Origin of the sequence: Pectobacterium sp. CFBP8739, from assembly GCF_013449375.1 — a bacterium.
In the GTDB taxonomy this organism is placed as follows: Bacteria; Pseudomonadota; Gammaproteobacteria; order Enterobacterales; family Enterobacteriaceae; genus Pectobacterium.
Map to the genome: position 1 here is coordinate 189,199 of NZ_JACDRR010000005.1, position 26,679 is coordinate 215,877.

The 26,679-nt window shown below is 50.4% G+C and carries 20 protein-coding genes and 1 pseudogene; 13 read left to right on the forward strand and 8 right to left on the reverse strand.

What is annotated here, in order from left to right; translation table 11 throughout:
- The first annotated feature begins 5 nt into the window (after positions 1-5).
- The 3 genes from H0247_RS01625 (at position 6) to kdsA (ending at position 2,149) form a co-directional block, all read left to right on the forward strand.
- Entirely contained in the window at positions 6-407 is a 402-nt protein-coding gene (locus tag H0247_RS01625; protein ID WP_219606579.1) for a SirB2 family protein, read from the forward strand.
- A 2-nt stretch (positions 408-409) separates the two neighbouring features.
- Entirely contained in the window at positions 410-1,219 is an 810-nt protein-coding gene (gene sirB1, locus H0247_RS01630; RefSeq protein WP_180740952.1) for an invasion regulator SirB1, read from the forward strand.
- A 75-nt stretch (positions 1,220-1,294) separates the two neighbouring features.
- The gene (gene kdsA / locus H0247_RS01635; protein WP_180740953.1) at positions 1,295-2,149 is read left to right on the forward strand and encodes a 3-deoxy-8-phosphooctulonate synthase; all 855 of its coding nucleotides are present in this window, start codon (positions 1,295-1,297) and stop codon (positions 2,147-2,149) included.
- A 93-nt stretch (positions 2,150-2,242) separates the two neighbouring features.
- Here the strand turns inward: kdsA and ydgH are convergent, their stop codons facing one another.
- Positions 2,243-3,196 (reverse strand): DUF1471 family protein YdgH, encoded by a 954-nt coding sequence (gene ydgH / locus H0247_RS01640; RefSeq protein WP_180740954.1) that lies wholly within the window; start codon positions 3,194-3,196, stop codon positions 2,243-2,245.
- A 581-nt stretch (positions 3,197-3,777) separates the two neighbouring features.
- On the opposite strand from ydgH, the gene pntA reads away from it, so the two are divergent.
- The gene (pntA, locus tag H0247_RS01645; RefSeq protein ID WP_180740955.1) at positions 3,778-5,304 is read left to right on the forward strand and encodes a Re/Si-specific NAD(P)(+) transhydrogenase subunit alpha; all 1,527 of its coding nucleotides are present in this window, start codon (positions 3,778-3,780) and stop codon (positions 5,302-5,304) included.
- 10 nt (positions 5,305-5,314) lie between these two features.
- Positions 5,315-6,703: a Re/Si-specific NAD(P)(+) transhydrogenase subunit beta gene (pntB, locus tag H0247_RS01650; protein ID WP_180740956.1), complete on the forward strand. Its 1,389-nt coding sequence runs from the start codon at positions 5,315-5,317 to the stop codon at positions 6,701-6,703.
- Positions 6,704-6,836: 133 nt separating this feature from the next.
- On the opposite strand, the gene uspE is transcribed toward pntB, so the two are convergent.
- From uspE to ogt, 3 genes are all read right to left on the reverse strand, one after another.
- Positions 6,837-7,787 carry a universal stress protein UspE gene (gene uspE, locus H0247_RS01655; protein WP_180740957.1) on the reverse strand — a complete coding sequence of 317 codons (951 nt, stop codon included), beginning with the start codon at positions 7,785-7,787 and terminating at the stop codon, positions 6,837-6,839.
- A 190-nt stretch (positions 7,788-7,977) separates the two neighbouring features.
- Positions 7,978-8,724: a fumarate/nitrate reduction transcriptional regulator Fnr gene (gene fnr, locus H0247_RS01660; protein WP_010274971.1), complete on the reverse strand. Its 747-nt coding sequence runs from the start codon at positions 8,722-8,724 to the stop codon at positions 7,978-7,980.
- 282 nt (positions 8,725-9,006) lie between these two features.
- Positions 9,007-9,543, reverse strand: a complete 537-nt coding sequence (gene ogt, locus H0247_RS01665) for a methylated-DNA--[protein]-cysteine S-methyltransferase (RefSeq protein WP_180740958.1) — start codon at positions 9,541-9,543, stop codon at positions 9,007-9,009.
- A gap of 502 nt (positions 9,544-10,045) precedes the next feature.
- On the opposite strand from ogt, the gene H0247_RS01670 reads away from it, so the two are divergent.
- Both H0247_RS01670 and H0247_RS01675 read left to right on the forward strand, forming a co-directional pair.
- Positions 10,046-11,341 (forward strand): Gfo/Idh/MocA family oxidoreductase, encoded by a 1,296-nt coding sequence (locus H0247_RS01670; RefSeq protein ID WP_180740959.1) that lies wholly within the window; start codon positions 10,046-10,048, stop codon positions 11,339-11,341.
- Between the two features lie 116 nt (positions 11,342-11,457).
- On the forward strand, positions 11,458-12,777 hold the full coding sequence (locus H0247_RS01675) for an ABC transporter substrate-binding protein (RefSeq protein WP_180740960.1): 1,320 nt from the start codon (positions 11,458-11,460) through the stop codon (positions 12,775-12,777).
- A 94-nt stretch (positions 12,778-12,871) separates the two neighbouring features.
- Here H0247_RS01675 and H0247_RS01680 read toward each other — a convergent pair whose 3' ends face one another.
- The 4 genes from H0247_RS01680 to H0247_RS01695 form a co-directional block, all read right to left on the reverse strand.
- Positions 12,872-15,334 carry a putative virulence factor gene (locus H0247_RS01680; RefSeq protein WP_180740961.1) on the reverse strand — a complete coding sequence of 821 codons (2,463 nt, stop codon included), beginning with the start codon at positions 15,332-15,334 and terminating at the stop codon, positions 12,872-12,874.
- Positions 15,331-18,318 (reverse strand): virulence factor SrfB, encoded by a 2,988-nt coding sequence (locus H0247_RS01685; protein WP_180740962.1) that lies wholly within the window; start codon positions 18,316-18,318, stop codon positions 15,331-15,333. Before H0247_RS01685 ends, H0247_RS01680 begins: the two co-directional genes overlap by 4 nt.
- Before the next feature lie 2 nt (positions 18,319-18,320).
- A complete protein-coding gene (locus H0247_RS01690) occupies positions 18,321-19,736 on the reverse strand; it encodes an SrfA family protein (RefSeq protein WP_180740963.1) in 1,416 nt (471 codons plus the stop codon).
- Between the two features lie 288 nt (positions 19,737-20,024).
- A complete protein-coding gene (locus H0247_RS01695) occupies positions 20,025-20,714 on the reverse strand; it encodes an expansin EXLX1 family cellulose-binding protein (protein ID WP_180740964.1) in 690 nt (229 codons plus the stop codon).
- A gap of 265 nt (positions 20,715-20,979) precedes the next feature.
- Between H0247_RS01695 and H0247_RS01700 the strand changes: the two are divergent.
- The 6 genes and pseudogenes from H0247_RS01700 to H0247_RS01725 all read left to right on the forward strand — a co-directional run.
- Positions 20,980-21,171 (forward strand): annotated as a pseudogene (locus tag H0247_RS01700) (OsmC family peroxiredoxin); the annotation flags it as partial.
- Between the two features lie 201 nt (positions 21,172-21,372).
- Positions 21,373-21,768, forward strand: a complete 396-nt coding sequence (locus H0247_RS01705) for a cytochrome b562 (protein ID WP_180740965.1) — start codon at positions 21,373-21,375, stop codon at positions 21,766-21,768.
- Positions 21,769-21,873: 105 nt separating this feature from the next.
- Positions 21,874-22,428, forward strand: a complete 555-nt coding sequence (locus H0247_RS01710) for a TetR/AcrR family transcriptional regulator (protein WP_180740966.1) — start codon at positions 21,874-21,876, stop codon at positions 22,426-22,428.
- 137 nt (positions 22,429-22,565) lie between these two features.
- Positions 22,566-23,762 (forward strand): MFS transporter, encoded by a 1,197-nt coding sequence (locus H0247_RS01715; RefSeq protein ID WP_180740967.1) that lies wholly within the window; start codon positions 22,566-22,568, stop codon positions 23,760-23,762.
- Positions 23,763-23,897: 135 nt separating this feature from the next.
- Complete coding sequence (locus H0247_RS01720) at positions 23,898-24,398, forward strand: GNAT family N-acetyltransferase (protein ID WP_180740968.1); 501 nt, start codon at positions 23,898-23,900, stop codon at positions 24,396-24,398.
- Between the two features lie 156 nt (positions 24,399-24,554).
- Entirely contained in the window at positions 24,555-26,528 is a 1,974-nt protein-coding gene (locus tag H0247_RS01725; RefSeq protein ID WP_180740969.1) for a methyl-accepting chemotaxis protein, read from the forward strand.
- The last annotated feature ends 151 nt before the right edge of the window (positions 26,529-26,679 follow it).

Genomic DNA, 26,679 nt, shown 5'->3' on the forward strand with positions numbered 1-26,679 from the left:
GAGCAATGGACGTGATAACTCTTTACCCAGCCATGATATATCTGCATCTGGCAACGGTTGGCATCAGTATTTCTCTGTTTATTATTCGTTTTTTCTGGCTGTGTCGGCAATCAGCGTTGCTGCAACAGCGCTGGGTAAAAATCCTGCCGCATATTAACGATACCTTGTTATTAATCAGCGGTATTGGTTTAATCACGCTTAGCCACACTTATCCGTTTACTCCCGAGCAAAGCTGGCTGACGGAAAAGCTGTTTGGCGTTATTATTTATATCCTTCTTGGCGCGATCGCCTTGGGGAAACGCCCCCGTAGTCAGAACGTTCGCTGGCTGGCGTTTGTATCTGCTTTAATATGCTTTGGTGGGGTCGTGCTGTTGGCTCTGACTCAGTCACCGTTGCTGATGGAATAATTATGAGTGCTATTGCTGATTTTGAATTCAACCAGTCGCTGCTAAGTGATGGTGTCGTGTTGGTTTCACAGGCTATTCGCCGCGACTTTCCCGCTCAGGATGTGCGGCAAAATCTGCAACAGCTGGTTGAGAACGCTCGAGCCGCTATTCCTGACGATCTCGAACAAGATCTTCAGCTTGAAAAGCTGATTGAGTTGTTTTATCACACTTGGGGATTCGGCGGTGCGGGCGGGGTTTATCGCCTGTCTGATGCACTGTGGCTCGATAAAGTGCTTGAATCTCGTCAGGGGCTGCCCGTGTCACTAGGCGTTATCTTCCTGCACATCGCCAATGAGCTTGGTCTGCCGCTGATGCCGGTGATTTTCCCGACGCAGCTGATTCTACGTGCAGACTGGCTCGACGAAGAGATGTGGCTAATTAATCCGCTAAATGGCGATACGCTGAGTGAGCATGTGCTGGAAGTTTGGCTGAAAGGTAACATCGGCCCATCAACCCGTCTGCTGGATGAAGATCTGGATGAAGCAGAGAATGTCCTGATCGTGCGTAAAATGCTCGATACGTTGAAAGTTGCACTGATGGAAGAAAAACAGATGGAACTCGCGTTAAGAGCCAGCGAAGCGGTGCTGCAATTTGACCCGGATGATCCGTATGAAATCCGCGATCGCGGCCTGATTTATGCGCAGTTGGATTGCGACCATATTGCGTTGTCCGATCTCAACTATTTCGTTGAACAGTGCCCAGAAGACCCAGTGAGTGAAATGATAAAAGTACAGATTCACTCGATAGAGCAGAAACAGATTGTCTTGCATTAAAAAAACAGTCTTACATTAAGAACCCGTTTTACAGTAATGCAGCGTTAATTTATTTCCCGACATGAAGGTAAAAGTATGACGAATAAAGTGGTCAAGATAGGGGATATCCCGGTCGCCAATAATCTGCCTTTTGTGCTGTTTGGCGGCATGAATGTTCTTGAATCACGCGATCTGGCGATGCGCATTTGTGAGCATTACGTCACGGTCACGCAGAAGTTAGGCATTCCTTACGTGTTCAAGGCGTCATTCGATAAGGCTAACCGCTCTTCAATTCACTCTTACCGTGGTCCTGGTCTGGAAGAAGGGATGAAGATCTTCCAGGAACTGAAACAAACCTTTGGCGTAAAAATTATCACTGACGTGCATGAAGCACATCAGGCGCAGCCGGTTGCCGATGTGGTTGATGTGATCCAGCTTCCTGCGTTTCTGGCACGTCAAACTGACCTGGTCGAAGCAATGGCGAAAACGGGTGCGGTCATCAACGTGAAAAAGCCCCAGTTCGTCAGCCCAGGGCAAATGGGCAACATCGTCGATAAGTTCATCGAAGGCGGCAACGATCAGGTCATTTTGTGCGATCGCGGTAGCAACTTCGGTTACGACAACTTGGTTGTTGATATGCTCGGCTTCAATGTCATGAAGCAGGTTTCTAACGGTTCACCAGTGATTTTTGACGTTACGCACGCGCTACAGTGCCGCGACCCATTTGGTGCCGCGTCCGGTGGCCGTCGTGGACAAGTGACGGAACTGGCGCGCGCCGGTATGGCTGTTGGTCTGGCAGGGCTATTCATTGAAGCTCACCCAGATCCCGCGAATGCAAAATGCGATGGCCCGTCTGCGCTGCCGCTGGATAAGTTGGAGCCGTTCCTGCAACAGATCAAGGCGATTGACGATCTGGTGAAAAACTTCCCAGAGCTGGACACCAGTAAGTAATCTTCTGCTTACCGTCGATTAAAAAACCCGCGATATCGCGGGTTTTTGTGTTTATAAACGTTGGTTGTATTCTACAACGCAACACGATCGCTGTTATTTATAGAGATCGGCGCTGATGGTCATGTTGTTGCCTTTGCCTTCCCACTGTCTGGTGATGTGGTAATACTTGGCACCTTTCTCGCCCGCGCGTTTAGCAACAGCTTCGGATATTTGTGTAATATTGGTGTAGTTACCGCGGAACTGGATGGAATCGAAAGGCACCATCTGGGCCGCCGTGACATTATTCAGTTCCTGAATCTGTGTGCCATCAGATAGCGTTACCGTGTAACGTCCACCTTTTGACGACTGTGTTTCAAAGAAGTTGCCCACGCTGCGGCTAGGGCTATCCGAGTAAGCAACCCCTGGGATTTCTACTTTGGCAGCTTCTGCTCCACCGGCAGCCAGAGCGGCGCGACCTGCATCAGAATCAGCAGGGATTGCATCAGGACGCTGAAGCTGACGTTTTGGCGCATCGGCTTTATAGATAAATGCGGTAGCCTTTTGATTCGCACTATTCGAGTTCACGTCGATCTGGCGGACGATGTAAAACGAGTCCGCATTTTTCTCTTTTGCCGCTTTCGCTATGGCCTCGATCAAATCGGGCTGAGTGCTGAATAAACCACTTACCGTTACGGTGTCATAGGGTTCTATCAGATAGGCTGCATCTTTCGGCAGTTCTTTCACACCGTAGATGGTGCGATATTGCACGTTTTGTTCCGCTTTAGGAGCATCTTTATGGTACAGATCGACAGTCACATTCCAGTAGTCGCCGGAGTTAGTATCCGTCATTGACTGAACATAAAACGACTCTGCACCCAATTTGTCAGCGCGCGTTGAGGCTGCTGCGACTGCTTCATTGATCGCATTAAAACGTCCCTTAAACGTAATTCGTTCAAAAGGTTGCAGGGATTTTGCCTGCTCAGGCGTCAGTTCCTGTGCAGCCTGCGCTGAAAATGCCGAGAGTGATAACAATAACGTGGACGCAATAACAGTAGTCTTCAGCTTCATAAAAATCCTTTCGCTTTCCTGCAACTCGAATTATTTAAGGTATAGCAATCAACCTGTAACGGAATAGGGCTGATTATCGCACGGAATAAATTCTTGTGCTTTAGCATTTTCAGCAGGATTGAAAAGCCGTAATGCTTCGGTTCTGAACAAGAAAAGTGCTAATAATAACGGTTAATGATTGTTTTGCCATCATAAGGGATATTTATGTGATTTATCACATTAACAACCTTGTAACACACCATTTTTGTGAAACAACCCCGAAAAATACTTCTGTAAGAATGCTACAAAAGACAGAGAAGAGCATGATTTTCGACCAAGAAACGCTGGCATAACCTGTGATAACTCGGCTTTTCTGTGAAATTCATTTTATTTATGGATCATCGATCACATTTTCAGTACGTTATAAATGAGTTCGCCTACAGTGAGACGCCCCAAAAAAGCGTGTGGTAAGAAGATGATAAAACTCTCTTCCTACCGCGTGAATGCGGGGATACAGGGTGCAGCAGGTCTCGGCGAATTTGTATAACAGAGTAGGGTGAGAATAATAACCTTCGTTAAAAATAAGCGAAAAGGGTATCAGTATGCGTATTGGTGTACCAAGAGAGCGGTTGGCCAATGAAGCCCGTGTCGCAGCGACGCCGAAAACGGTTGAACAGCTGCTGAAACTGGGTTTTACGGTCTCAATAGAACGTGAAGCGGGAAAACTGGCAAGTTTTGACGATGCGGCATATGAAGAAGCCGGCGCGTCGATTGTTGACAGTTCGGAAGTCTGGCAATCCGATATCGTCCTGAAGGTGAATGCGCCACAGGATGATGAAATCGAACTGACCCGGGCGGGCAGTACGGTTGTCAGCTTTATCTGGCCAGCGCAAAATCCAGCTCTGCTGGAGAAACTGGCGGCCCGTCAGGTGACGGTGATGGCGATGGATTCCGTGCCGCGTATCTCGCGCGCGCAATCACTGGATGCACTCAGCTCAATGGCCAACATTGCTGGCTATCGCGCCATCGTTGAAGCTGCTCACGAGTTTGGCCGCTTCTTTACCGGGCAAATTACCGCTGCGGGTAAAGTTCCACCTGCCAAAGTCATGATTATCGGTGCGGGTGTGGCTGGTTTGGCTGCGATCGGCGCAGCGGGTAGCTTAGGTGCTATCGTTCGTGCTTTTGATACTCGACCTGAAGTAAAAGAGCAGGTTAAAAGCATGGGCGCCGAGTTCCTTGAACTCGACTTTGAAGAAGAAGCGGGTAGCGGTGACGGCTATGCCAAAGTCATGTCTGAAGCCTTTATCAAAGCCGAGATGGAACTGTTTGCTGCACAGGCGAAAGAAGTCGACATTATCGTCACTACTGCACTGATACCTGGAAAACCGGCTCCGCGCCTGATCACCAAAGAAATGGTGCTGAGCATGAAGCCCGGCAGCGTGATTGTCGATTTAGCGGCGCAAACGGGCGGAAACTGTGAGTTGACCGTGGCCGATCGCGTTACCGTGACGGAAAACGGCGTCAAAATTATCGGTTATACCGATTTACCCAGCCGTCTGCCGACGCAATCCTCACAGCTTTACGGCACCAACCTGGTTAACTTGCTGAAATTGCTCTGCAAAGAGAAAAACGGCGAGATCACTGTCGATTTTGACGATACCGTTATTCGCGGCGTTACCGTCGTTAAAGAAGGTGAAATAACCTGGCCAGCACCGCCAATTCAGGTTTCAGCGCAGCCACAGCAGGCCAAACCTGCCGCGGTGGTGAAAGAAGAAGCCAAGCCGACATCGCCGTGGAAGAAATATGCATTTCTCGCGATTGCCATTCTGCTGTTTGGCTGGTTGGCCGATGCCGCACCAAAGGAATTCCTGTCTCACTTTACCGTTTTTGCGTTGTCCTGCGTCGTGGGCTATTACGTTGTCTGGAATGTCAGCCACGCCTTGCACACGCCATTGATGTCAGTCACTAACGCAATATCAGGCATTATCGTTGTCGGAGCATTGTTGCAGATCGGTCACGGCGGATGGGTGTCGTTCTTCTCATTCATTGCCGTATTGATCGCCAGCATCAATATTTTCGGTGGTTTCACCGTGACTCAGCGCATGCTGAAAATGTTCCGTAAAAACTAAGGGGTAACACATGTCTGGTGGATTAGTAACTGCTGCATACATTGTTGCCGCAATTCTCTTTATTTTCAGTTTGGCGGGTTTGTCCAAGCACGAAACGTCGCAACAAGGGAATATCTTCGGTATCAGCGGGATGGCGCTTGCGCTAGTCGCAACGATTCTGGGGCCGGATTCTGGCAACGTTGGCTGGATCATCGTTGCGATGGCGATCGGTGGATCAATCGGTATTTATCTGGCACGTAAAGTTGAAATGACCGAAATGCCAGAATTGGTCGCTATCCTCCACAGTTTTGTGGGCTTGGCTGCGGTACTGGTTGGCTTTAACAGCTTCCTCGATCACGGTGAAATTACCGATCCGGTGATGGTCAATATCCATTTGACGGAGGTATTCCTGGGGATCTTCATCGGTGCCGTGACCTTCACAGGCTCGGTTGTTGCTTTCGGCAAACTGCGCGGAAAAATCTCTTCCAAGCCGTTGATGCTGCCTCATCGCCACAAAATGAATCTGGCGGCGCTGGTTGTATCCTTCCTGCTGCTTCTGGTTTTCGTCAATACGGGCAGCGTAGCATTGCAGGTTCTTGCGCTGATTGTGATGACGGCCATTGCGCTGGTGTTTGGCTGGCATCTGGTTGCGTCGATTGGTGGTGCAGACATGCCGGTCGTCGTTTCTATGCTGAACTCCTATTCCGGTTGGGCCGCCGCGGCCGCAGGCTTCATGCTGAGCAATGACCTGCTGATCGTGACCGGTGCTCTGGTGGGTTCTTCGGGTGCGATTCTGTCTTACATTATGTGTAAAGCGATGAACCGCTCCTTCATCAGCGTTATTGCCGGCGGTTTTGGTACGGACGGCGTTTCTTCTGGTGAGAGTGAAGAGGTCGGTGAATATCGTGAGGCTTCAGCGGAAGACGTGGCTGATTTGCTCAAGAACTCAACCTCGGTCATCATCACTCCGGGATACGGCATGGCAGTCGCGCAGGCGCAGTACCCTGTGCATGACATCACCGCAAAACTGCGCGCGCGCGGCATCAACGTTCGCTTTGGTATTCACCCGGTTGCAGGGCGCTTGCCTGGTCACATGAACGTGCTGTTGGCAGAAGCCAAAGTGCCTTACGACATCGTGTTGGAAATGGATGAAATCAACGATGATTTCACCGATACCGACACTGTGCTGGTCATTGGTGCGAATGACACTGTTAACCCGGCTGCGCAGGAAGATCCACATAGCCCAATCGCAGGTATGCCTGTTCTGGAAGTGTGGAAAGCGCAGAATGTTATCGTGTTCAAGCGTTCTATGAATACCGGTTACGCTGGCGTGCAGAATCCACTGTTCTTTAAAGAGAATACGCAGATGCTGTTTGGCGATGCCAAAGATAGCGTCGAAGCGATTCTGAAAGCGCTGTAAGCGCGGCAGGTCGTAGAAAACGAAAGGGGCGAACAATCGCCCCTTTTTTGCGCCTATCGTTTTTATGCTGCAAAAAATAATGCCAGCGCTAAGAGGCTGGCATTATGTGGCGCTAATCGAGCGAGACAAGAAATCAACTGTTGTCGCCGTCTTCTGAAGCGATCGGTGACACAAAGTCATCGGGTTTAATTGCAAGCAAATCACACTTCAAATGATCGATGACGTGCTCGACGGTGTTGCCGATAAACGCAGCGGAAAGGCCGGTTCTGCCCAGTGAACCCAACACCACGACACCCGCCTGTAAATGCTCCGCCAGATCGGGAATGACTTCCTCTGGCAGGCCTTTTTCTACGTGCGTTACTCGTTCATCCAGACTGAATTTCTGCCGTAGCGATTTCATGGCGATAAGATGCTGTCCTCGAATTGCATCGTTGTAGACGCTGGGATCGAAATCAGGCAGCTCAATGGCGATATTAATGGGGGTTACGGGGTAGGCACCAACCAGATGAACTTCGGTCTGGTCAACATGCTGTGCCAGCTCCAGTGTTTCCGATACCAGTTTGATATTAAGCGGATCGTGATACGGGTCTTCGCTGGCCAAGTTGACGGCAACCAGCGCTCGACCTTCGGTTGGCCAGGGCTGATCTTTGACCATCCACACGGGGCAAGGGCACTTACGCAGTAACTGCCAGTCGGTCGGCGTAAAGATGACGGCTTCCAGCCGATCGTGCTGATGCGCCATTTTCAACAACAGGTCGTGCTGGCCGGAAGTGACTTCCCGAATGATGGCTTCAAAGGGTTTATTGTGCCACACCACTTTGATTTCGATTGGAACGCCTGCTTCAAGGTAGTATTTACACTGTTCTGCAATCCACTCCGTCCGCTGCTGGATAACACCCTGACGCATTTCCACCCGTTCATCAGGGGAAAGCAGGGTTGTCATTTCATAAGAGAAATCATAAATCGGCAGAAATGCCTTGATGCGGCCGCCAAGTCGCTGAACCAGGTAAACCGCGCGACGCAGCGCTGGTTGGTCATCCTGATTTGGGTCAATAGCTACCAGTAAATTCTGATACTTTGCCATAGCTCCTCCAAACAGCTGTTACTCCACAGCCTGTCAATCAAGAGTACCGCAATGGAATCGTTTTGGACAACAGAGATAAGCCGCAGAATAGCAAAATAGGAAATATCACGGATGGTACGAGAAGAGGGAGGATCATTGACGCTGCCACAGTAGAAAAAAGTGGCAACGTCAAATAGTTAGGCGGAAAAAATTATTTACGTGAGGAACCGGCTAACTCGGAAAGCGCATCAAGATTCTCGATCGTGATGTATTTTCCTTTTACTGCTAGCGTACCGCTTTTCTGGAAACGGCCTAACAGACGGCTGATGGTTTCAACGGTGAGCCCCAGATAGTTTCCGATATCACCACGCGTCATGGTCAGGCGGAACTCACGCGGCGAGAAGCCACGCTGAGCGAAACGACGGGAAAGGTTGTAGACAAATGCCGCCAGACGCTCTTCAGCATTCTTCTTCGACAGCAGCAGAATCATGTCCTGATCGCCGCGGATTTCGCCGCTCATCAGGCGCATCATCTGCTGGCGCAGGTTAGGCATTTTCCCTGAGAGATCGTCCAGCGTCTCGAAAGGAATTTCGCAGACCATTGACGTTTCCAGCGCCTGAGCAAAGCTCGGATGCTGAGCCGTACCAATCGCATCAAAGCCCACCAAATCACCCGCCAGATGAAAACCAGTGATCTGCTCGTCGCCTTGCTCCGTGATGGTATAGCTTTTTATCGTACCGGAACGGATGGCATACAGCGATCTCAATTCATCGCCAGCTTTAAACAGCGCTTGCCCCTTTTGGATAGGCTTCTTCCTTTCGATGATGTTGTCGAGTTGATCGAGCTCGTGTTCATTCAGGGTGAAAGGGATGCACAGCTGACTGATACTGCAATCCTGACAGTGGATTGCACAACCGCCAGACTGGATGCGTCGGATAATTCGCTTTTCCGGGATCATAGGCTTTGCTCAGGCAATAATTGATATTGGTCAATTTTAACAGCTTTTATCGGCCGTGATAAGACCGGCAATCACGGGAATAGACCAATAAATAGTGAACTAACTATAATTTTTCGATTTTGCTGGAAACTATTCCGATATATAAGGCCTGTTCGGAGATAATATTTTTTCGATTAGGTTACCGAACGGTTAACACAGTGATTAATCCGAATCGCTTATGGTGATAAGCAATTCGGCAGGCCATTTTTGCGTATCGAAAGCGAAGAAAATTATAATGGTAAGCTATTCAGTTAAGGGTAATAGCTGTTGAGGCAAATACCCTTCGTGAGCTAACAGCCACTGTTTGCGGTGAATGCCACCCGCATAGCCTGTCAGTGCGCCGCCAGTTCCGATGACGCGATGGCACGGAACCACGATGCTGACAGGGTTTGAGCCGTTTGCCATGCCGACGGCACGTGCTGCGCCGGTGCGCCCCAGCAGCGTCGCGAGTTCGCCGTAGGTGGTAATTTCTCCACAGGGAATGCGACGTAATTCTTTCCAGACCTGTTGTTGAAATTCGGTCCCAACGGAAGCCACGGGCAGCGTATCAATAATCGCTAATTCACCCTCAAAATAGCGTTGCAGGCTCTCTGTCAGGCCTCCGGGATTATGACGCGGCTGTAACGAAAAGGGATCGTTTCGATAACTGCGATTGAGCATGCGAAATAAATCGTCTTCATACTCGCGCCACTCGACAGCACGTAAATGATTATTTTCATCCGCAATAATCAATAACTCCCCAAGTGGCGTTGCCATGGTGTCCTGAAAAAAAATCTGCATAGTGATTCCTTACGCACTTATCGCTTTCTTGCTTCTCTCATTAGTTACGTGCCGATTATCCGGCATCCTCAGGCGGATTGAAAATAAAATGCGAGGTATGCCAAGCAGTGAGGTGAAAAAAGAGAAAACCATCACGACCGTAACCCCGCCTCGTCCGTCATGTACGCAGCCCGAAGAGAGAGGGCTTTGAATGTGTCGCCGCGTCATCCTAAAGAGAATCTCGTTGGCGCATGGGTACTTAAGAGGTGCAATGGGATGTAGTGTGAGGTCTGTGGGATAAATCGCATCTAACATTACCAATAAAATCAAACAGTAATATAGTAAACATTCAATTTGTATTTATGAGAGATCGAGCAGGTCAATCTTTATCCTACTGCCAGATAACACCATCGCATGGCAATAATATGAAGGTGGACAGTATTGGTATGCTCTATTTTTATGGCATAGGCGTTTTATGTACGAATAGCTATGTGCCCTACGTTATTTGGAGGAAATGCACAGAATGAAAAAGAAATATGCCGTGGTGGGAACGGGGGGCCGTGCGGGCCTTTATTTGGAATCAATTGCCAGGGATTATCAGGATCAGGGACAGTTTGTTGCGTTTTGCGATACGAACCAGACGCGAATGAATTATGCCAACCAGATTGTCCATAAATATGGACACGATAGTGTACCGACATATCGAGCCGAACAGTTCGCACAAATGATCGCGGAAACCCAGCCCGATGTGGTTATTGTGACGTCTATAGATCGGACGCATCATCATTATATTATCCAGGCAATGGAATTAGGCTGTGATGTCATCAGTGAAAAACCGATGACGATCGATGAAGAAAAATGTCAGGCGATTATCGATGCGATTAACCGCACCGGCCGTAAATTACGCGTAACCTTTAATTACCGCTACGCACCGCATCACAGTAAAGTTCGTGAGTTGATCGCCGCTGGGTTGATTGGCGAAGTGTATTCGGTTCATTTTGAATGGCTGTTGAATACGGAGCACGGTGCCGACTATTTCCGCCGTTGGCACCGTGACAAACGCAATAGTGGCGGGCTGTTGGTGCACAAATCCACACACCATTTCGATTTGGTGAATTTCTGGCTGAATAGCGAACCGGAAACAGTTTATGCGCAAGGTGATCTACGTTTTTACGGTAAAGCGAATGCCGAAGCTCGTGGGGTCACAGAATTTTATTCGCGCTCCCATAATAGTGCCGCAGCAGAAAATGACCCGTTTGCGCTACATATGAACCAAAGCGAACAGCTCACGGCATTATATTTAGACGCCGAACATGAAGACGGTTATTTTCGCGATAAAAGCGTGTTTGATGACGGAATTAATATTGAAGATGTACTGGGTGTGGTGGTGCGTTATAAAAGCAAAGCCATCATGACGTACTCACTTAACGCGTATTTGCCCTGGGAAGGGCTGAACGTGGTGTTTAATGGCAGCAAGGGCCGGTTGGAAATGAAACTGGTGGAAAAATCTTACGTAAACGGAGGCGGACAAAAAGAGGATGAAGGTGCGCTGAATGAATGTGAAATAAAGATCTATCCGATGTTTGACGAGCCTTATGTCGTGCCAGTTGAATTTAAAGCCGGCGGGCACGGCGGCGGTGATCAGGTCATGTTAAACGATCTGTTTGGTACACCGGAACCCGATCCATTACATCGTGCAGCAGATTATCGTGATGGAGCGATGTCGATTCTAACTGGCATTGCAGCCAATCGCTCATTACGCACCGCACTGCCAGTGAAAATAAACGAACTGGCAGTTAACCTGAAAAGAGGGCATTAATCAGAGTCTCTGACCGGATATTTCGGGCAGTAAACGCTTCCGCATCCGTAGTACCTGTTTGTCCGCATACCGGCAGACAGGTGGAAACCTCCGAATACTATTATAAGGGTTTTATTATGGCGAAAACACGGAACACCTTATCTCACCTACTCCTGCTCTGTGCTGCGCTTCCTTTCGGCGCAACATTTTCTCATTCTGCTGATGCTGCTGAGATCCGCATCTCCTGGTGGGGCGGTAACCAACGACACGAGGCGACACTCGCGGCGATTAGCGCGTTTCAAAAAGCCAATCCGACGATTACCGTCAAAGCCGAATACGCCGGCTGGGACGGTTACCTTTCCCGTCTGTCAACCCAGATGGCTGGCGGGCAGGAGCCGGATGTTATCCGTATTGACTGGAACTGGCTGCCGCAGTTTTCCCGCAATGGCGACGGCTTTTATGATTTGAATAAGCAAAAAGAGATTCTGACGCTGGGAGATTTCCCGCCTAACTACCTGCAAACCTCGGATGTGAAAGGGAAGCTACAAGGTCTCCCGATTTCAATGACGTCCCGTAGCATGATTTACAACAAAGCCACCTGGGACAAAGCGGGCATTGCCTACCCGAAAACCTGGGACGAACTGTTTGCCGCCGGACCGGTGTTTAAACAGAAACTGGGCGACAATTATTACCCGCTTGGCGTGGCCCAAGGGGCTAGTGATGTGTTGGATATCCTCACGCTCGGCCGTAGCTACATGGCGCAGAAATACGGCATTGACCTCATCGATGAGAAGAAGCAGAGCATTACCTATAGCCGCGATCAGGTACGGGAACTCTTCGGTTTTTATAAAAAGCTGGTTGATTCCCATGTGATACCCGATCAGCGCTATTTCTCCTCGTTTGGACGCACTAATGTCTATGAAATTCGTCCGTGGATTAACGGTGAGTTAGCCGGTATGTACCTGTGGGATTCGGCCATCTACACCTATTCCAGTAATATGCCGAAAGAAGTGATATTGGAAACTGGGCCATTCATCACCATGCCAAATGCCAAAGATTCAGGGCTGACGAGCAAACCGTCTTCGCTGTTTGCGATCAGCAAGAACAGTAAGCACCCTAAAGAAGCGGCAATGTTGATGAGCTTCATGCTGAGTAATCCGGAAGGCGTGAAAGCGCTTGGGCTACAAAACGGGATGCCCGCTAATCCGAAAGCACAAAAACTGCTGGAAGACATCGGGGTGATTAATGCTGGTAATCTGTTAGCGAATGCTTATCGGGCGGCAGCAGAGCAACCGGCCTCTAAGGTGCCTGTTTCGCCGTTTATGGAAAATCAGGAGCTGGTTCAACTGTGGACGAGTAGTTTGCAAAAACTGGATTACGGCAATGGAGAGGTGAATAAGGTTGCCGATGATTTCCTGAGCAGCGCTAACCGTATACTAAAACGCGCAATTCGCTAACCACGTTTTTTATAAAGATTGCTCTGTTAATGTGCGATGCCTTGCGGCATCGCACCTGTCTTAATCACGCACTACTGACTTAAGGATCAATACGTTACTTCTCTACGGGCTTAATCAGCGCCAGAATCGCTCCCAACTGTTCACGTTGTTCCGCGCTGACTTCCCGCGCAGCGGAGTAGCCGGCATTTTGGATGATCATCTCATTTAGGCCAACCAGCCAGTCATAGATATAGAACGCTGTATTGTTGGTGGGCGTCAGCGACAGTTTGGTTAAGCGTTGAGAAGCGCCAAAACTGACTGCCTGTTTCTCGGGTTTGGCGAAAATTTTATGACCGCGATTGATGCGGCTGGCAGGACGCAGGGATTCATCAAGCTGCTGGAAGCCGAGCCAGGCGACAAAGTCACCGAGAATGGTCAGCACGCGTGAAACCTGACGGTCAGCTTTATTCTCGCGGTTGATGCCCAACTGCTCACCATCAACCAGCATATCGACCAGCGCCTCTTCGATCCGCAAACGGATGCTGCCAGTGATCAATTCTTCGACCAGCATTTCGATCGTTGCTTTTGGCACATTCAGCAGTTCGAGAAGCGGGGCATTCTCTGGCAGGCTGCGTAAATGGTTAATCCAGAAACGATAAACGCCGTGCGCGTAGTCGGCCTCATAACCATGATCGACGGTCAACACCGGCATTGCAGGCTGGTCGAGCGCGATCGGTTCATCGGCAAATAGATCGATTTCGATCCCGACGCCAAACGGATCGCTATTGGCTAACGGGGCGGAAAGGTCTTCGGTATCAGCGTGGAAACCGCCATAGTTTGCTCCTTGCTGTTGCAGATACAGACGGCGTAGTTCATCACGCGAAGGCAGCAGCCGCTCCAGCAGTTCGCCATGTACGCCAGTGCGGGTCTGGAGCGATTTGAGCAGGGTCTCTGCGATACGCTGTTTTTCTGCGGGATCGTCAACATCAACGGGCAGATACCAGTTACCCAGCAAGTTATCGTTGAGTTCACGTTGCAGTTCGTTAAGCTGTTCGCTGATGCGCCCCAGTTTGACATCCCGATGAACTTCAGTTCCCAACCACGTTGCCATACGCGCTACGCCACGTTTGTCCATCGCCAGCATGGTTCCCCAGGCATCGCCCGGATTACCGACATAGCGTTGTACCGCGGCATCGTAGTTTTGTCCGTGTGTAATACGACGATCGTGACGGGTGACCGCCCAAATCAGCCCCGGTTTACGGTGGCTACGCACCTGTGCATTTTCACCTTGAGTCTGTTTAACCCAGTGGTCCAATGCCTTGCCGACCACCTTAACGTCGCCACGATTGCCAGCGGCGCTGCATACCATCAGGACGTTCATTTCCTGATTGTCGGTATAGCGCTCCAGCAGATAGGCACGTTTCGCACGCAATAGCGTGTGCGCCAGTGGATGCAGTGTGCTTTGCTGTCTTGCTGGTGGCTCATTCCGCGTCTCGTGAATCTCACCGAAGCCGGGGAAGTCCAGCACATCAACCTGCTCAAACAGCGCTTCTTTTGGCGGTAAATGCAGCGGGATAAGCAGTTCAGCCGTCAGCATCGTCAGCTCAGCCAATGAAAGCTCAGTCGTTTTCCCCGCACGGCCATTCTGCACTGGCCGCACCAACACGCTGGGATCGTTGGCGCTGTGCAACCGTTCCAGCGCCGAACCATCGATCAGGCCGTTTGCTGGAGTTAAGTCATCATCTACCAGTATCCGCAGCGGCGCTAACAGCTTGCGTGTACCGGACAGGTGTTGCAGCGTGTGGCTGAAATGGCGATATGCAGCGGTCAGCGAATTCAATTCCCCCCACAGTATGGAGAAGAGTTGAGCACGATCGTCAACGGTGAGATAAGGTGCTAATTCAATCGCCACGGGCCAGAAGTGCGCTTCCAGCTGTTTTTGCCGTTTGACGTCGTGACGCGCGAGGTAGTCCCAGAGTTCGACCACTTCATCGCGGCTCATCCCTTCAACGGGGGCCGGCTGGCGGTGCATCAGTAGCGTTTTAATGTGCTCGGCAGTATGGCGCTCATCCAGCTCTTCAAACGTTGTCTCTTGATTGAGATCGTTCAAAAACGCGTTAGCCATGATCTTAGCGATATCCAGTTCACTAAGAAGTTGCAACTGAACGGGAAAGGCTTTGTTCTTCACGCCCGACTGCCGACTAAAGCGTGTGACAAGGGCAGTGGCTCGGTCAGAAGGATTAATATTTTCGATGAAATCCAGCTGTTGTCCTTCAAACGAGGTTTCCAGCTTGCCGTTTTCCCCCCCAGCTAGCGAGGCGATAAGATAAGATTTACCCGCCTGAGACAGGCCAAAAAAGCCGATGGCAATCTCTTTCTGCGCCACATCGGACAGATGCTGTGCTTTATTGTGATTGCGGCGCAGTTTGACGATCAGACGATCGGCTTCGATATCCAGACGCGGAGCGTTCTGGCGTGTGGTTTCAACCCAGCCGATGGCCTGTTCAACACCTTGCACGACGGCCTGCAGCTGGCCGTGGAGTCGGGTAGAAAGCTGTTTGGGCGTTAATCGTTTCATTTTTTAAATACACTCCCACTATCGATCCAATAATGGGTCGCTCCTGAACCGTTAGCGGATAATGTGTTCAATTTGAGTCGTAGATGCTGTGGCGGAACGCGGGTACCGTCTTCCAACACGGCATCGGCAATTTCAAAGCGCTCAGGGCTGTCTTGATCGTCACTCTTCGTCACAGCTAGTCGGACGCGCAGTTTACTGTCGCCGACGACTTTACGAGCTAAATCCTGATCGACGATCGAGAGCATATAAAGCGAGGAAGCCGGCCAGCGCTCGTTGTCCAACTGACGGAAGCCAAGGCAGAGTGAGCCACGTACCTGGAAGCTATGTTGTGGATCCAACACGAAATCCGGCGCATCCAGATCGATATCGCTGTAATACACGTTATCCAGCGTCAGCGCGTTGTTGCTGTCCATCATACCGAGGTAGCGTACCGTCGAATAAGGTTGGAAATCACCGACCTTAAAGTAAAAGCCCGGCAAGCGCAGATCGAGCGCCAGCAGGCACAGCATCGCGCCCACGGCCGCGGTGGATTTCGGGTTATCGATACGTCCACGTTTGTTAAACGGATACCAGTCATTAGTGTGATACCCATCCAGAGACAGCATCCGGTTAATTGGCAGCGGTTGCAGGTGGCGGAACAGAGCCTGAATCCCTGGGAAGCGCGAAGGGCGGCCAGTCAGCAGCAGTACATCGCACGAATACAGCGACACCACTTCAGACATCAGGCGCAGATTCTGCGTGATGTTCATTTTGTTCGACAGGAATTCGCCGTGCAGCTTGCTCAGTTTGAGGATGAAAGGCACCTGCAAAATATCGAATACGCTATCGCTAACCGGCAGTTCACGCTGCACTTCCGTATTGATGTATTCCAGCACTTTTTCCGTCGGCGCCTGCTCCAGCAATTCGCCGAAAGTGGATTCGATTTCAGCGCTGGTATCCAGCGGATCAAAGCGCTCATAGGCTTCCAGAATCGCGCGGCCAATCGGAATGAAGACCTGCAACGTTACCTGCTGGCGTAGCGTAAGCTGGGCGTCCATCCGGCCTTCATTGCCGAACAGCTTCGCCATCAGCGCATCCGGGCTGGCCAGTCCGGCGGTTTTCAGCGCAGCCTGTAGCGCAGGGAGGATATAGAGCTGAATCACATCCAGCAGAATATCGTCGCCGGCGACCTTAAAACCTTCACGGAACAGCAGGCGAGGAATGATTTTAACGTTGTTGCCGACGCCGTCATCAAGCAGATATTGGGTAATCGCGAGATCGGTAGTGCCGCCGCCGATGTCGATTGAGGCGATGCGCAGCGTTTTGCCTACGGGTTCCCCTTCGTCGAGTTCTTTATCCGGGCGCGCCATACTGGCGAAGAAATCTTCCGCACGGCCGCCAAAATTAACCTGTGCTTCGTTATACAGGTAAACCATTTGTCCGCAGGTGGCTTCATCCCATTCGATTTGCACGTCAGGCACCGGAACTCGGCTCTGCTTCTTGTCGGCTGGTGTGGTGAAATCCTCATCCATCGGGTGCCAGTCCATTGCTTTCCAGACCAGCGCGATCGCTTCATGCATCCGGCGGCGGAAAATTTCCCGCTCGGGTTTCGGCATCGCGGAAGGCAACGTCAGAATGATATTTCGCAGTTGGCGCGGCGCAGAGCTGTGGATCATCTTCAACCGCTGTGCGGCGCTGTTCATCTGCATAAGCGCCTGTGCCAGTAGTTCGGAGAGCATGAAGGTCATGATCGAACTGCGGCTATAGTGCGGCGAAAACACCGGTAAACGATCTTCAAGCGGCTGATTGTAGAGCGGCTGACCTTCATCATTCAACATGATGGTCAACGGCATGGCTGTCGCTAGCGGTTCAGTCTGCGAATGCGCGTCCGTCTGGCTGAAACGCCAGCCTGGGGCATAGCTTTCTTCATCCCACAGATAGCGACGCGGGCTGGAAATACCGCTCGATCCTTCCGTTCCCTGACGCAGCAGCGCCATGTGGCTGGCTTCACGTCCAACACGGGTGATCGACGGCCAGATGAAGGCATCATCGCGGCCGCTTTCTACAGAGAAGTTTTCTTTACCGAACTTCGCCTGTGAAAATTCAACGCGGCTCTCGAACAATTCGTTATACAGATAATGTGGCTCACTCAGATCGCGCAACTGCAGTTCATAAGTCTGTTTCAGGCCGTTGCTTTCGTCTGCATGATCCTCAACCAGAATGCCGCAGGTGTGTGAGTTACCGACGTCCAAAATCAGGTCAACGTTGACCGCCGGTTCCTGCAACGTGCTGGTATTGATGCGAATTTCCGGTATTTCTAGCTGATTGCCCAGCATATCCAACACATTCAGGTAATGTGCCTGATATTCAAATCCTCTGAGCGCCACTTTCACATCGTGGCTATCGCGGTTTTCCAGCGCTTTAACCCGCTGAGTAAAGACTTCGCGCAGCCAGCCGTCGACCCAGGTCTCATCAAGGAATTCCCCCAGTTCGTCGCTGTGATAAGCCAGCGCGAAGCTCCCGCCGGTTTTGATGTCATTGGCATTCGGCGCCAGTGACTCGTATTCGTGGCCTTCCGGATACGTCTTGGTATCGAATGCCAGACAGATGCGGTGCGTATTGCCGTCCTGATCGGGCGTATCCAACGCCAGAATCTGCATCCGCGCCCAGTTATCCGGCCCGCCCATAAAGGTGCGCGGCGGATTAAAACGGAAAAAGGGCAGCGGCAGCCAGATGTTCTCCAGCAGCTTCAGCGATTGCTCAAGCGAAATGCTCAACTCTGGCTTCACCACTTCCGGCGGCATCCCTGTGGCTGAAGGCAGCAGGAATTTGTCCGTATGCGCATCGTAAAGCAGGTGCAGCAAGGGCCCGTTGGCGCTTTTGCGTACGTAGCAGTTAGGTTGTTCAGCCGAAAATTGCGGCTTTAAGGCAAAATCCAGAAACTGAATCCCGCTGTCCTGAATCAACGTAATGCGTTGTTTATAATCGGTAATCGTCGCCAACATGATTATTTACTCTCGCGCTTTATCGTCATCGGGAAAACGGTGTTTTCGTCATAGCGACCAATACACTCCGCCGCAGCGCCGGAAGCGCCTTGTTTACAGACCAGTTCTGGCATTTGGAAACGAGAATTATCGGAACAACGTGCACCAGAACGGCTGTTGATGATCAGATTTCCAGAGCTCATTAACCCTGCTTCAACATTGGCGCGACACGTGACACCGTCACCATGAGTAATTCGCGCGGTACCTTTTCCATTTTGAATCTGGTAACGCAGGCTAGGCGGCCTGCCGGTAATTGGTGCTTTGCCATCAACAATGACGCGCCAGTTACCATTCAGGAATTTGATCGAACCAATTTTCACCGCGTCGGCTGGCATGACTAAATCATCTTTGCCCGCAGGCATTGCTGGCACTTGCTCCACAACCGGTTCAGTCGGCGGTGTAACAGGCTCTTTCGGTTCAGTGGCTGCATGGGCTTCTGGTTTCACCGTTTCTGCTACAGGTGCAGCAGCAGCCGGTACTGTAGCGACTGATGGCTCAGCGACTTTCACGACTTCTTTTTCTGGGACAGGTGGAACCGGTGCGCTTTCTTGTTGCGGCGCAGGTTCAGCCGGTGTGGAAGAAGGCAGGGCGCGTTTTTCCGGTTTGACCGTTGCAGCTAAATCGGATGCGGGTTTGTCATCTTGCCCAGACACACAGCCGCGTATTTGCAATGATAGAATCGCTAGCAGCGCAGCGGCAGGTAACAGCCACCATAAACGGAAGAACGGCGGGCGAGCAGGCACGGCTGCTGCCGCGGCGACAGGTGCAGGCGTTGGCTCTACGGGTTCCGGTGGACTGACTGGCTGCGGTTTCGTCTCGGGAATGGGATCGACTAACGGTAGCGTTGGTGCGCTTGCTACGGGCGTGGGGGCAACAATAAGTGGTTCTGCTTCCTTGATGACAGGCCGCAGGCAATCCAGCGCATCAAGACGGGATTTTTTATCGAGATTAACGAAACCCCAGAATGTTAAAACTGGTTTTCCATCAACCAGATAGACGTGGTTCGCGCCAGGAAACTGTATCGCTTTTGCCAGCAGGACGCCGAAAAGTTTCTGCCCAGCTTTCTCTGCATTTTGCGCACGATGGCTGATGTCAGCAACCGCAGCTTGATAGGTTTCCAGTAACGCCAGCGCTTTTTCTCGTTCTTCTTCGCTCGCGGCAATCCAGGAGGTGACCTTACCGTCAATCGGCGAATACCAGTCAATACGGTCGCCATGCTCGTTGGGTTGGGGAATCGCCAGACAATCGGCAATCTGCTGTTGTTTTCTGAGACGTAACGTTTCCCGCAATTGAAGTGCTGATGCATAAACTGGCTGCCCGTTCTCGCCCAGCGCCAGAAAATCATCCAAACTTCCACTACGTAAAAATAATTTTGCCACGCAAAAGAGACCTTTTGTAATGATGCCTAAAGCAGAAAATAGAGTGTAATCTGCGACAGGGTATACTGTAGTGCGAATGATGGCGAATCAAACGCTTAAAGAAGTGATAAAACTAACAAATATTTGAGCAATAGAAAAAGTGGGAAACACAATGAGTACGCACGTGCAGCAGATAACGTCCAGCTAATGTGATGAAAATACTGATAAAAATGATGCATTCTCTTTCATTAGTGATTTGCGAAAACGAGGGACGCTGCGCGACGTCAGCCTCCCTCAAGACCGTGAGGATTAAAGTTGAACGTTGCCCGTGATTAGATAAGCGGATGAAGTGCTTTGGGACATCGGCGGCAGCGTATCGCTGAGGACATTACCTTTTACGTCGGTAAATTCAATGGGAATATCGTTCATTCCAACATGTTCAACAATAAAGTGGTTATAATCGGTTTTCTGTGCAGCAATCCACTGGTTATTTCGCATATATTTCATCTCAATAACCGGATATTTTACATTCCTGAACTGCACCGCAGCCCAATAAGGATTTGACCCTTCCTTTATACGATAAATAACGTTGCCATTTACCGGCGCTTCGATCAGCGTCCAGTCGATATTAATTTTTCCATCCCGTAGATCGCCTATTTTCTCAAAGGCATTAAACGATAAATCCAATGCACAATCGCCACCTTCAGGATAGAGATCGGTAACATAAACCACCGTGCTGCCTTTGGGCCCGTTAACTTTCAGGTAGGCACCTGCGAGCGACGCCTTAACACCACGATAATCCAACTGGCTTCGATTTAACGCGGTAATCTCCATGTTCTGTGGGATGGGATCCAGCAAAAGGGCGCCCCCCTGATAGCCAGAACCTGTTGCGGTAGCATAGCCGTAACAGATGTCGTCCAGTTCCCACTGTGCATGAGCGGTATTTATCAGGGGAATAATGCATAACGCAGATAAGGCTAATGAAGTTATTTTATTCATGTTTCACATCCAATATGATTCAAGATTAATAACATAGGTGAGTGGTAAAAATAAAATCACCAAAACGGAAATCCATTTTTTGGCACCTAAATAATCGGTCTTTTGTATAAATAGGTAAATAGGTTTTATCTTAAAAGAGTAAAGCAGTGAATATATCACTGGGTTTATTTCTATAGCGTGAAATAATTATGTGGGTAAATAATCGATTTGGATTTATTCAGAATGTGTTCTACGGTTTAAAGGGCATGCGCATTAGGAAGGTGATATTAAGCAGGTTAAAGGCACCGTCTCAACGGAAAGTGGTGCATTGCAACAGCAACCTTATGGCTTCAATACCCGCTTTGAAAGCAAGCTCGGCAAGAATCCGGAAGTGCCGATTGGCGCAGCGCATGCGGCCTGCTTCTCTATGGCGCTATCACTGAGGCTTGCCGGAGTCGTCCCGGTAAGCCTATTTACATTTATACAATTAAAAAAAGCGAAACGATTAAAAATAATTTAACATCTTTACAGTAATCACCATAAAATCAGAATAGCCATTACGATGTAATCAGGTCATGGCGTAGGACGCAATATAACAAGAGCAATATTGGGCTGGCCGGCTTGTGGAGGCCAGATTCTCTGAGTATGTCGTGCTGTGGAACACAAACGAGAGTTCAAAATGAATAAAATGACCAAGATCTGTTTTTCTGTGCTGTTGGCCGGTAGTTTGCTGACACCTGTTTTGGCAAACGCTACCACGTCGGAAGATATGCGCGGTATGCAGAAAAGCTATACCGCCGCAACTAAAGCGGATGATGCCGCCGCGCTGAAAACGGCGTTGAGCACATTCCGTGAGCACGTCGAGCATGCTAAAACGCAGGTGCCACCTGATTTCGCTAAACAACCTGCCGATGGCCCAGACAGAAAAGCCTATGTGGAAGGTCTGGATAAGATTTTGCAAAAAGTTGACAGCGCACAGGCTCTGGCGGATGCCGGTAAACTGAGCGAAGCCAAAGCAGTGTTAGCTGAAATCAATACCTTGAAAGGTGAATACCACAGTAAATTGAAAGGCTAAGCCGCTTTTCGTTTACCATAAGCCGCCAGTGGGAGCGAATCCACTGGCGGCTTTTTTTGTTATAAAGGTTACGATAGTCAGGATTGCCAGCTAAGGGGAAACAAGATGACGTCACCATCACACGATGCAACACAGGATGGCAAAGATACGCAAAGCAAAATTCTTGAAGCCACGCTGGAAGTCATACTGGATCACGGCGTGAGAGGGGCAACCTACCGCAAAATTGCGCAGCAGGCCGGGTTATCTCCAGGGACGCTGACCTATCGTTATAGCAGTATTGAATTGCTGTTGAGCAGCGCGTTCGTTTATATGGTTGATGGTATCTCACAGGCATTCCGTGTCCGCCTCAAGCAGGCAAAAGATATCGACAGCGCGCGCGAAGCCGTGGTTGATCTGATCTGTGGAGACATCTGGGCGACGCCGCGTCACCTGACATTAAGCTTTGAACTCTACGCACTGGCCTCGCGGAAAGAGGAGTACCGACTTATCTTGCAGGAGTGGATGACGCGCAGTAGAAAATCGCTTCATCTCCATTTCAGTATCGCGACTGCATGCTCACTGGATGCCATGATTGAAGGGTATACGATCCATAATTATCTCAATAATGAAGCCGTTAGCCGCGAAGACATCCTCAATACGGTGATAAAACTCACATCTTGATCCCGTCTGGAGCGATCTTTCCAAGCTTCTTCTCCGTTAAAAAAGAACGCAATTAAACAGGTGCAAAACGACATATATTCGTGCGATAGTTATTCGTACATGTGTACGAATTTGTTTAAATAAAGATGACGAAAACGATGACCGCAAAACCCGCTATCAATAAATTTGCACTGTTCGGGCTGATGTTCATTCCCGGTTTTACGTGGGCAACCTGGGTGACCAGAACGCCTGTGATGCGCGATGTTCTGAATGCTTCAACGGAAACGATGGGTATGATCCTGTTTGGTTTTTCATGTGGCTCTATGCTTGGCGTATTGGGCGCAGGGAAGGTCATTAACGTCCTTGGCATTCGTAAAACCATGGCCAGCGGGTTCCTGCTGCTTCTGCTTGGGCTCCTTGTGTTGGCCGTTTCACTTTCGATTCAGAGCACGCCCAGCGCCTTTATGGGATTGTTGATTTTCGGCGCAGGTGTCGGCCTGGTTGATATCGCCATCAACATTGAAGGGGCGGCGTTCGAACAGCACCTGAATAAAAGCCTGATGACCACGCTGCACGGTTTTTTCAGTCTGGGGACGTTGGTCGGTGCGCTGACAGGGATGGCGATGACGGCTTTCGGCCTCAATACGACGTTGCATTTTATCGTCGTCGTGGCCCTGTCGATACTCACCGCGATCGTGCTGATGCGCCAAATGCCTTGGCTGAGCGACCTGGCCAGCGCGGAGCAAGAGGAAAAGGGAAACTACAAGACTCAGGTCTTCAACGAACTTAAAGACAGCCGCCTGTTGATTCTCGGCGTGGTGATTCTTGCGATGGCGCTGGCAGAAGGGTCTGCCAACGACTGGCTGCCATTACTGATGATCGATGGTCACAACTTTGGCCACACGACGGGAACGCTGGTTTATGTCGGATTTACTGCCGGTATGACGTTGGGTCGCTTTGCCGGCGGGTATTTTGTCGATCGCTTCGGTAAGGTCAATATGCTCCGCTTCAGCGCCGCGTCTGCCGCACTCGGTCTGACGCTGGTCATTTTCTCGGATGCACCGTTGCTGGCTGCCGCTGCGGTTATCTTCTGGGGTATTGGCGCATCGCTGGGGTTCCCGCTCACCATTTCCGCCGCGGGCAGCGGAGAAAACAGCGCCGTTCGCGTCACCATTGCCGCAACGCTGGGCTACTTTGCTTTTCTCGTCGGCCCGCCTGCGCTGGGCTTTGTTGGCGAAAATGCGGGGTTACGCATCGCCATGCTGCCAGTTCTTTTCATGGTGGTTCTGGCTTTTGTCTGTTCGTCTTCCGCCCGTGAACGCTCGGTCAGAACGGTATCTGATACCATACCCTGATGTTTCTACGCAGTTCCGTTTTGTGTTATCAGAACCGCGCAATTGTTCCACGCTATTGATTACGTTGATCATCAGTGATGTGATAAATCACGGTTGCGAGACTGGTCGTTACTCTGAACTGGGAAAGTGAACACAATGGTAAATTTAACGGATATGGCCGAGGGGGATTACCCTGAATATCGGCAGTTTTTTATTCTTGAATATGCTCAGGACTTACAGGATTCCCGGGGCTATGACGAGGAAAAGGCGAGGGCTATCGCCACGCAATCGATCGATATTGCGCTACCGCAGGGCATTCATACGAGAGCCAATAAGTTATGGTGCATTCATTCCTCAGATAATTCAGGCGTCATCATTGGCTACTTGTGGGTAGTTTTGAAAGAACACGCCGCCTGGGTCTCTGATTTTTGCCTTCTGCCCGCGTGGCGGGGGCGTGGTTTCGGTAAAGCCTCACTTGCCGCGATGGACGTCGCACTCACAGCATTAGGTATTGGCGAAATCGGGCTAAGAGTGGCTGCACATAATCCGGTTGCCAAAGCGTTATATGAAAAAAATGGCTTCCAAATCACCGGTTTTAACATGCACAAAAACCTAGAGCCAACCCCTCATCAAACCGCAATTAATCTGATGAAATAGGGCAAGTACACTTCAACGACCACAGGCCCCCAATGCCACTATCTTGTTTACATCTGTGTAACTAAAGTTCAAAAAAAAGACGCCGATAAACAAATAGTAGGAGCTCATTGCAACGGAATGTTGATTACGATAAGTATCAACTCTAGGGGAGCCATAATGGCCACACAATTAATACAAAAAAAGACAATGAGTACCCGCGCTCAGGTGCTGTTAACTGGCGCATTAACTATCGCACTCGGTTTCGCTGTCACCATTGGTGTGCTCAGCTGGCAGTCTAGTCGTGAACAAAAGTCTCTGGCAGAACGTTATTTACAGCAGATCGCCCAAAGCGAAGCACTAAGAATTCAACAAGAACTCAACTATGCCCGTGATGTAGCACATAACCTTGGACAAGGGCTGGTTGCCTTGCCTGCCGCAGGTGTTAAAGACCGTGCTGTCGTCGATAAAATGATGGAGTCTGCGCTCCGAGATAACCCAGAATATCTCTCGATTTCGGTTATCTTTGAAGAAAATGCATTTGATGGGCGTGATGCCGAGTTTGCCGAGCAACCGGGCCAAGCACCTAAAGGCCGCTACGCCTGGTTTGTCGATCGCGATCAGTCAGGCAATTACAAAATGCATCCTCTTCAGTCCTACCTGACTCCCGGCCAAGGCGATTATTATCTGCTGCCGCAAAAGAGCCAGAAAGACACGTTGATCGAACCTTATACCTATGCTTACAACGGCGTTCCCACGCTGCTAACGTCAGTCGCCGCACCGATTGTCAGCCAGGGGAAACTGTGGGGCGTCGTCACTTCAGATATTTCGCTTGCGTCATTGCAGCAAAAAGTTAACCAGATTAAGCCTTGGGAAGGCGGCGGCTACGCGATGCTGCTATCCAGTGCGAGCAAAGTCATCTCTTATCCTGATAAGTCCCAGACCAGTAAAGCCTGGCAAGGGCCGACAGATAATTTCACGTCTTCAGTAGTGCAACACGACGATGCGATTCTGGGCGAGCAAGCGTTGGTAACCTGGCAGCCCGTGACCATCGGCAACAGTACAGAGAAATGGTATCTGGGGGTTGTAGCCCCAGTGAGCCAGGTAATGGCGGCTTCTGAACGTCAATTAATGAATGCGGTCATTATGATGGTGATCAGTATCCTGTTGGTGAGCACGCTGCTGGGCTGGGTATTCAGCCGTAAAGTGCTGAAACCACTGGGTGGTGAACCACGTGAAGCCGCCACCATCGCGTTGGCCGTTGCGGAAGGTCGCTTGAGTAATGTGATTGATGTGAAGCCTAACGATCGCAACAGCCTGTTCTTCGCACTGAATACAATGCAATCACAGTTGCGTCAGGTGGTCGGGCAGATCAAAGAAGCCAGCGATTCTGTGCGACAGGGCGCGGCAGAAATTGCCAGCGGCAACCTCAACCTTGCATCGCGTACCGAGCAGCAGGCCGCTGCGCTGGAGCAAACCGCAGCAAGCATGGAAGAGATTACCGCAACAGTGAAACACAACGCTAACAACGCCCACCAGGCCACGACACTCACAGAGAACGCCACGAAAATAGCTCAACGTGGCGAATCGCTGGTCGGTCAGGTGGTTCAGACAATGGCGCAGATTGATGAAAGTGCGAAGAAGATTGGCGATATTACCACCATGATTAACAGTATCGCTTTTCAGACCAACATTCTGGCGCTTAACGCAGCGGTAGAAGCGGCACGAGCGGGCGAGCAGGGAAGAGGTTTCGCTGTTGTGGCGTCAGAAGTACGTAGTCTGGCACAGCGCAGCGCCAGCGCGGTGAAAGAGATTGCCGCCCTGATCGAGGAGTCCAGTCAGCGTGTTGAAAGCGGCGTTAAGCTGGTGAATTATGCGGGTAAAACCATGCAGGATATGACACACGCCGTCAGTTCGGTACAAAGCATCATCGGTGAGATTGTCACGGCATCTGATGAGCAGGCGAAAGGCATTAGTCAAGTCACGATTGCCGTCAATGAAATGGATGGCGTTACGCAGCAAAACTCCGCGCTGGTACAGCAGATGTCTGCTGCAGCCAGCTCACTGGAAGATCAGTCCATGTCGTTAGCGCAGGCGATAGAGCATTTTCGTTTGGAACAGCAGCACGTGTCACCTCGTGCGCTGTTAAAATAAATAGTGACCGTGTCACCCAGCTACCTAACGGTTGCTGGGTGACATCTTTATTCTTTCCGTGATTTTTGCTCACATTCCCCCCTGAGTTCTCTTCAATATCATCGCATATGGCATTCACTACTCTGAGAAAGTTGTATCGAGCCTTTAATTA

Excerpts from the sequence above, each read along its gene's own strand:
- pntA (WP_180740955.1), top strand. The coding sequence starts at position 3,778 with ATGCGTATTGGTGTACCAAGAGAGCGGTTGGCCAATGAAGCCCGTGTC.
- H0247_RS01625 (WP_219606579.1), top strand. The coding sequence starts at position 6 with ATGGACGTGATAACTCTTTACCCAGCCATGATATATCTGCATCTGGCA.
- H0247_RS01705 (WP_180740965.1), top strand. The coding sequence starts at position 21,373 with ATGAATAAAATGACCAAGATCTGTTTTTCTGTGCTGTTGGCCGGTAGT.
- H0247_RS01670 (WP_180740959.1), top strand. The coding sequence starts at position 10,046 with ATGAAAAAGAAATATGCCGTGGTGGGAACGGGGGGCCGTGCGGGCCTT.
- H0247_RS01680 (WP_180740961.1), bottom strand. The coding sequence starts at position 15,334 with ATGAAACGATTAACGCCCAAACAGCTTTCTACCCGACTCCACGGCCAG.
- H0247_RS01685 (WP_180740962.1), bottom strand. The coding sequence starts at position 18,318 with ATGTTGGCGACGATTACCGATTATAAACAACGCATTACGTTGATTCAG.
- pntB (WP_180740956.1), top strand. The coding sequence starts at position 5,315 with ATGTCTGGTGGATTAGTAACTGCTGCATACATTGTTGCCGCAATTCTC.
- fnr (WP_010274971.1), bottom strand. The coding sequence starts at position 8,724 with ATGATCCCGGAAAAGCGAATTATCCGACGCATCCAGTCTGGCGGTTGT.
- H0247_RS01725 (WP_180740969.1), top strand. The coding sequence starts at position 24,555 with ATGGCCACACAATTAATACAAAAAAAGACAATGAGTACCCGCGCTCAG.
- ogt (WP_180740958.1), bottom strand. The coding sequence starts at position 9,543 with ATGCAGATTTTTTTTCAGGACACCATGGCAACGCCACTTGGGGAGTTA.
- H0247_RS01710 (WP_180740966.1), top strand. The coding sequence starts at position 21,874 with ATGACGTCACCATCACACGATGCAACACAGGATGGCAAAGATACGCAA.
- H0247_RS01715 (WP_180740967.1), top strand. The coding sequence starts at position 22,566 with ATGACCGCAAAACCCGCTATCAATAAATTTGCACTGTTCGGGCTGATG.
- uspE (WP_180740957.1), bottom strand. The coding sequence starts at position 7,787 with ATGGCAAAGTATCAGAATTTACTGGTAGCTATTGACCCAAATCAGGAT.
- kdsA (WP_180740953.1), top strand. The coding sequence starts at position 1,295 with ATGACGAATAAAGTGGTCAAGATAGGGGATATCCCGGTCGCCAATAAT.
- ydgH (WP_180740954.1), bottom strand. The coding sequence starts at position 3,196 with ATGAAGCTGAAGACTACTGTTATTGCGTCCACGTTATTGTTATCACTC.
- sirB1 (WP_180740952.1), top strand. The coding sequence starts at position 410 with ATGAGTGCTATTGCTGATTTTGAATTCAACCAGTCGCTGCTAAGTGAT.
- H0247_RS01675 (WP_180740960.1), top strand. The coding sequence starts at position 11,458 with ATGGCGAAAACACGGAACACCTTATCTCACCTACTCCTGCTCTGTGCT.
- H0247_RS01720 (WP_180740968.1), top strand. The coding sequence starts at position 23,898 with ATGGTAAATTTAACGGATATGGCCGAGGGGGATTACCCTGAATATCGG.
- H0247_RS01695 (WP_180740964.1), bottom strand. The coding sequence starts at position 20,714 with ATGAATAAAATAACTTCATTAGCCTTATCTGCGTTATGCATTATTCCC.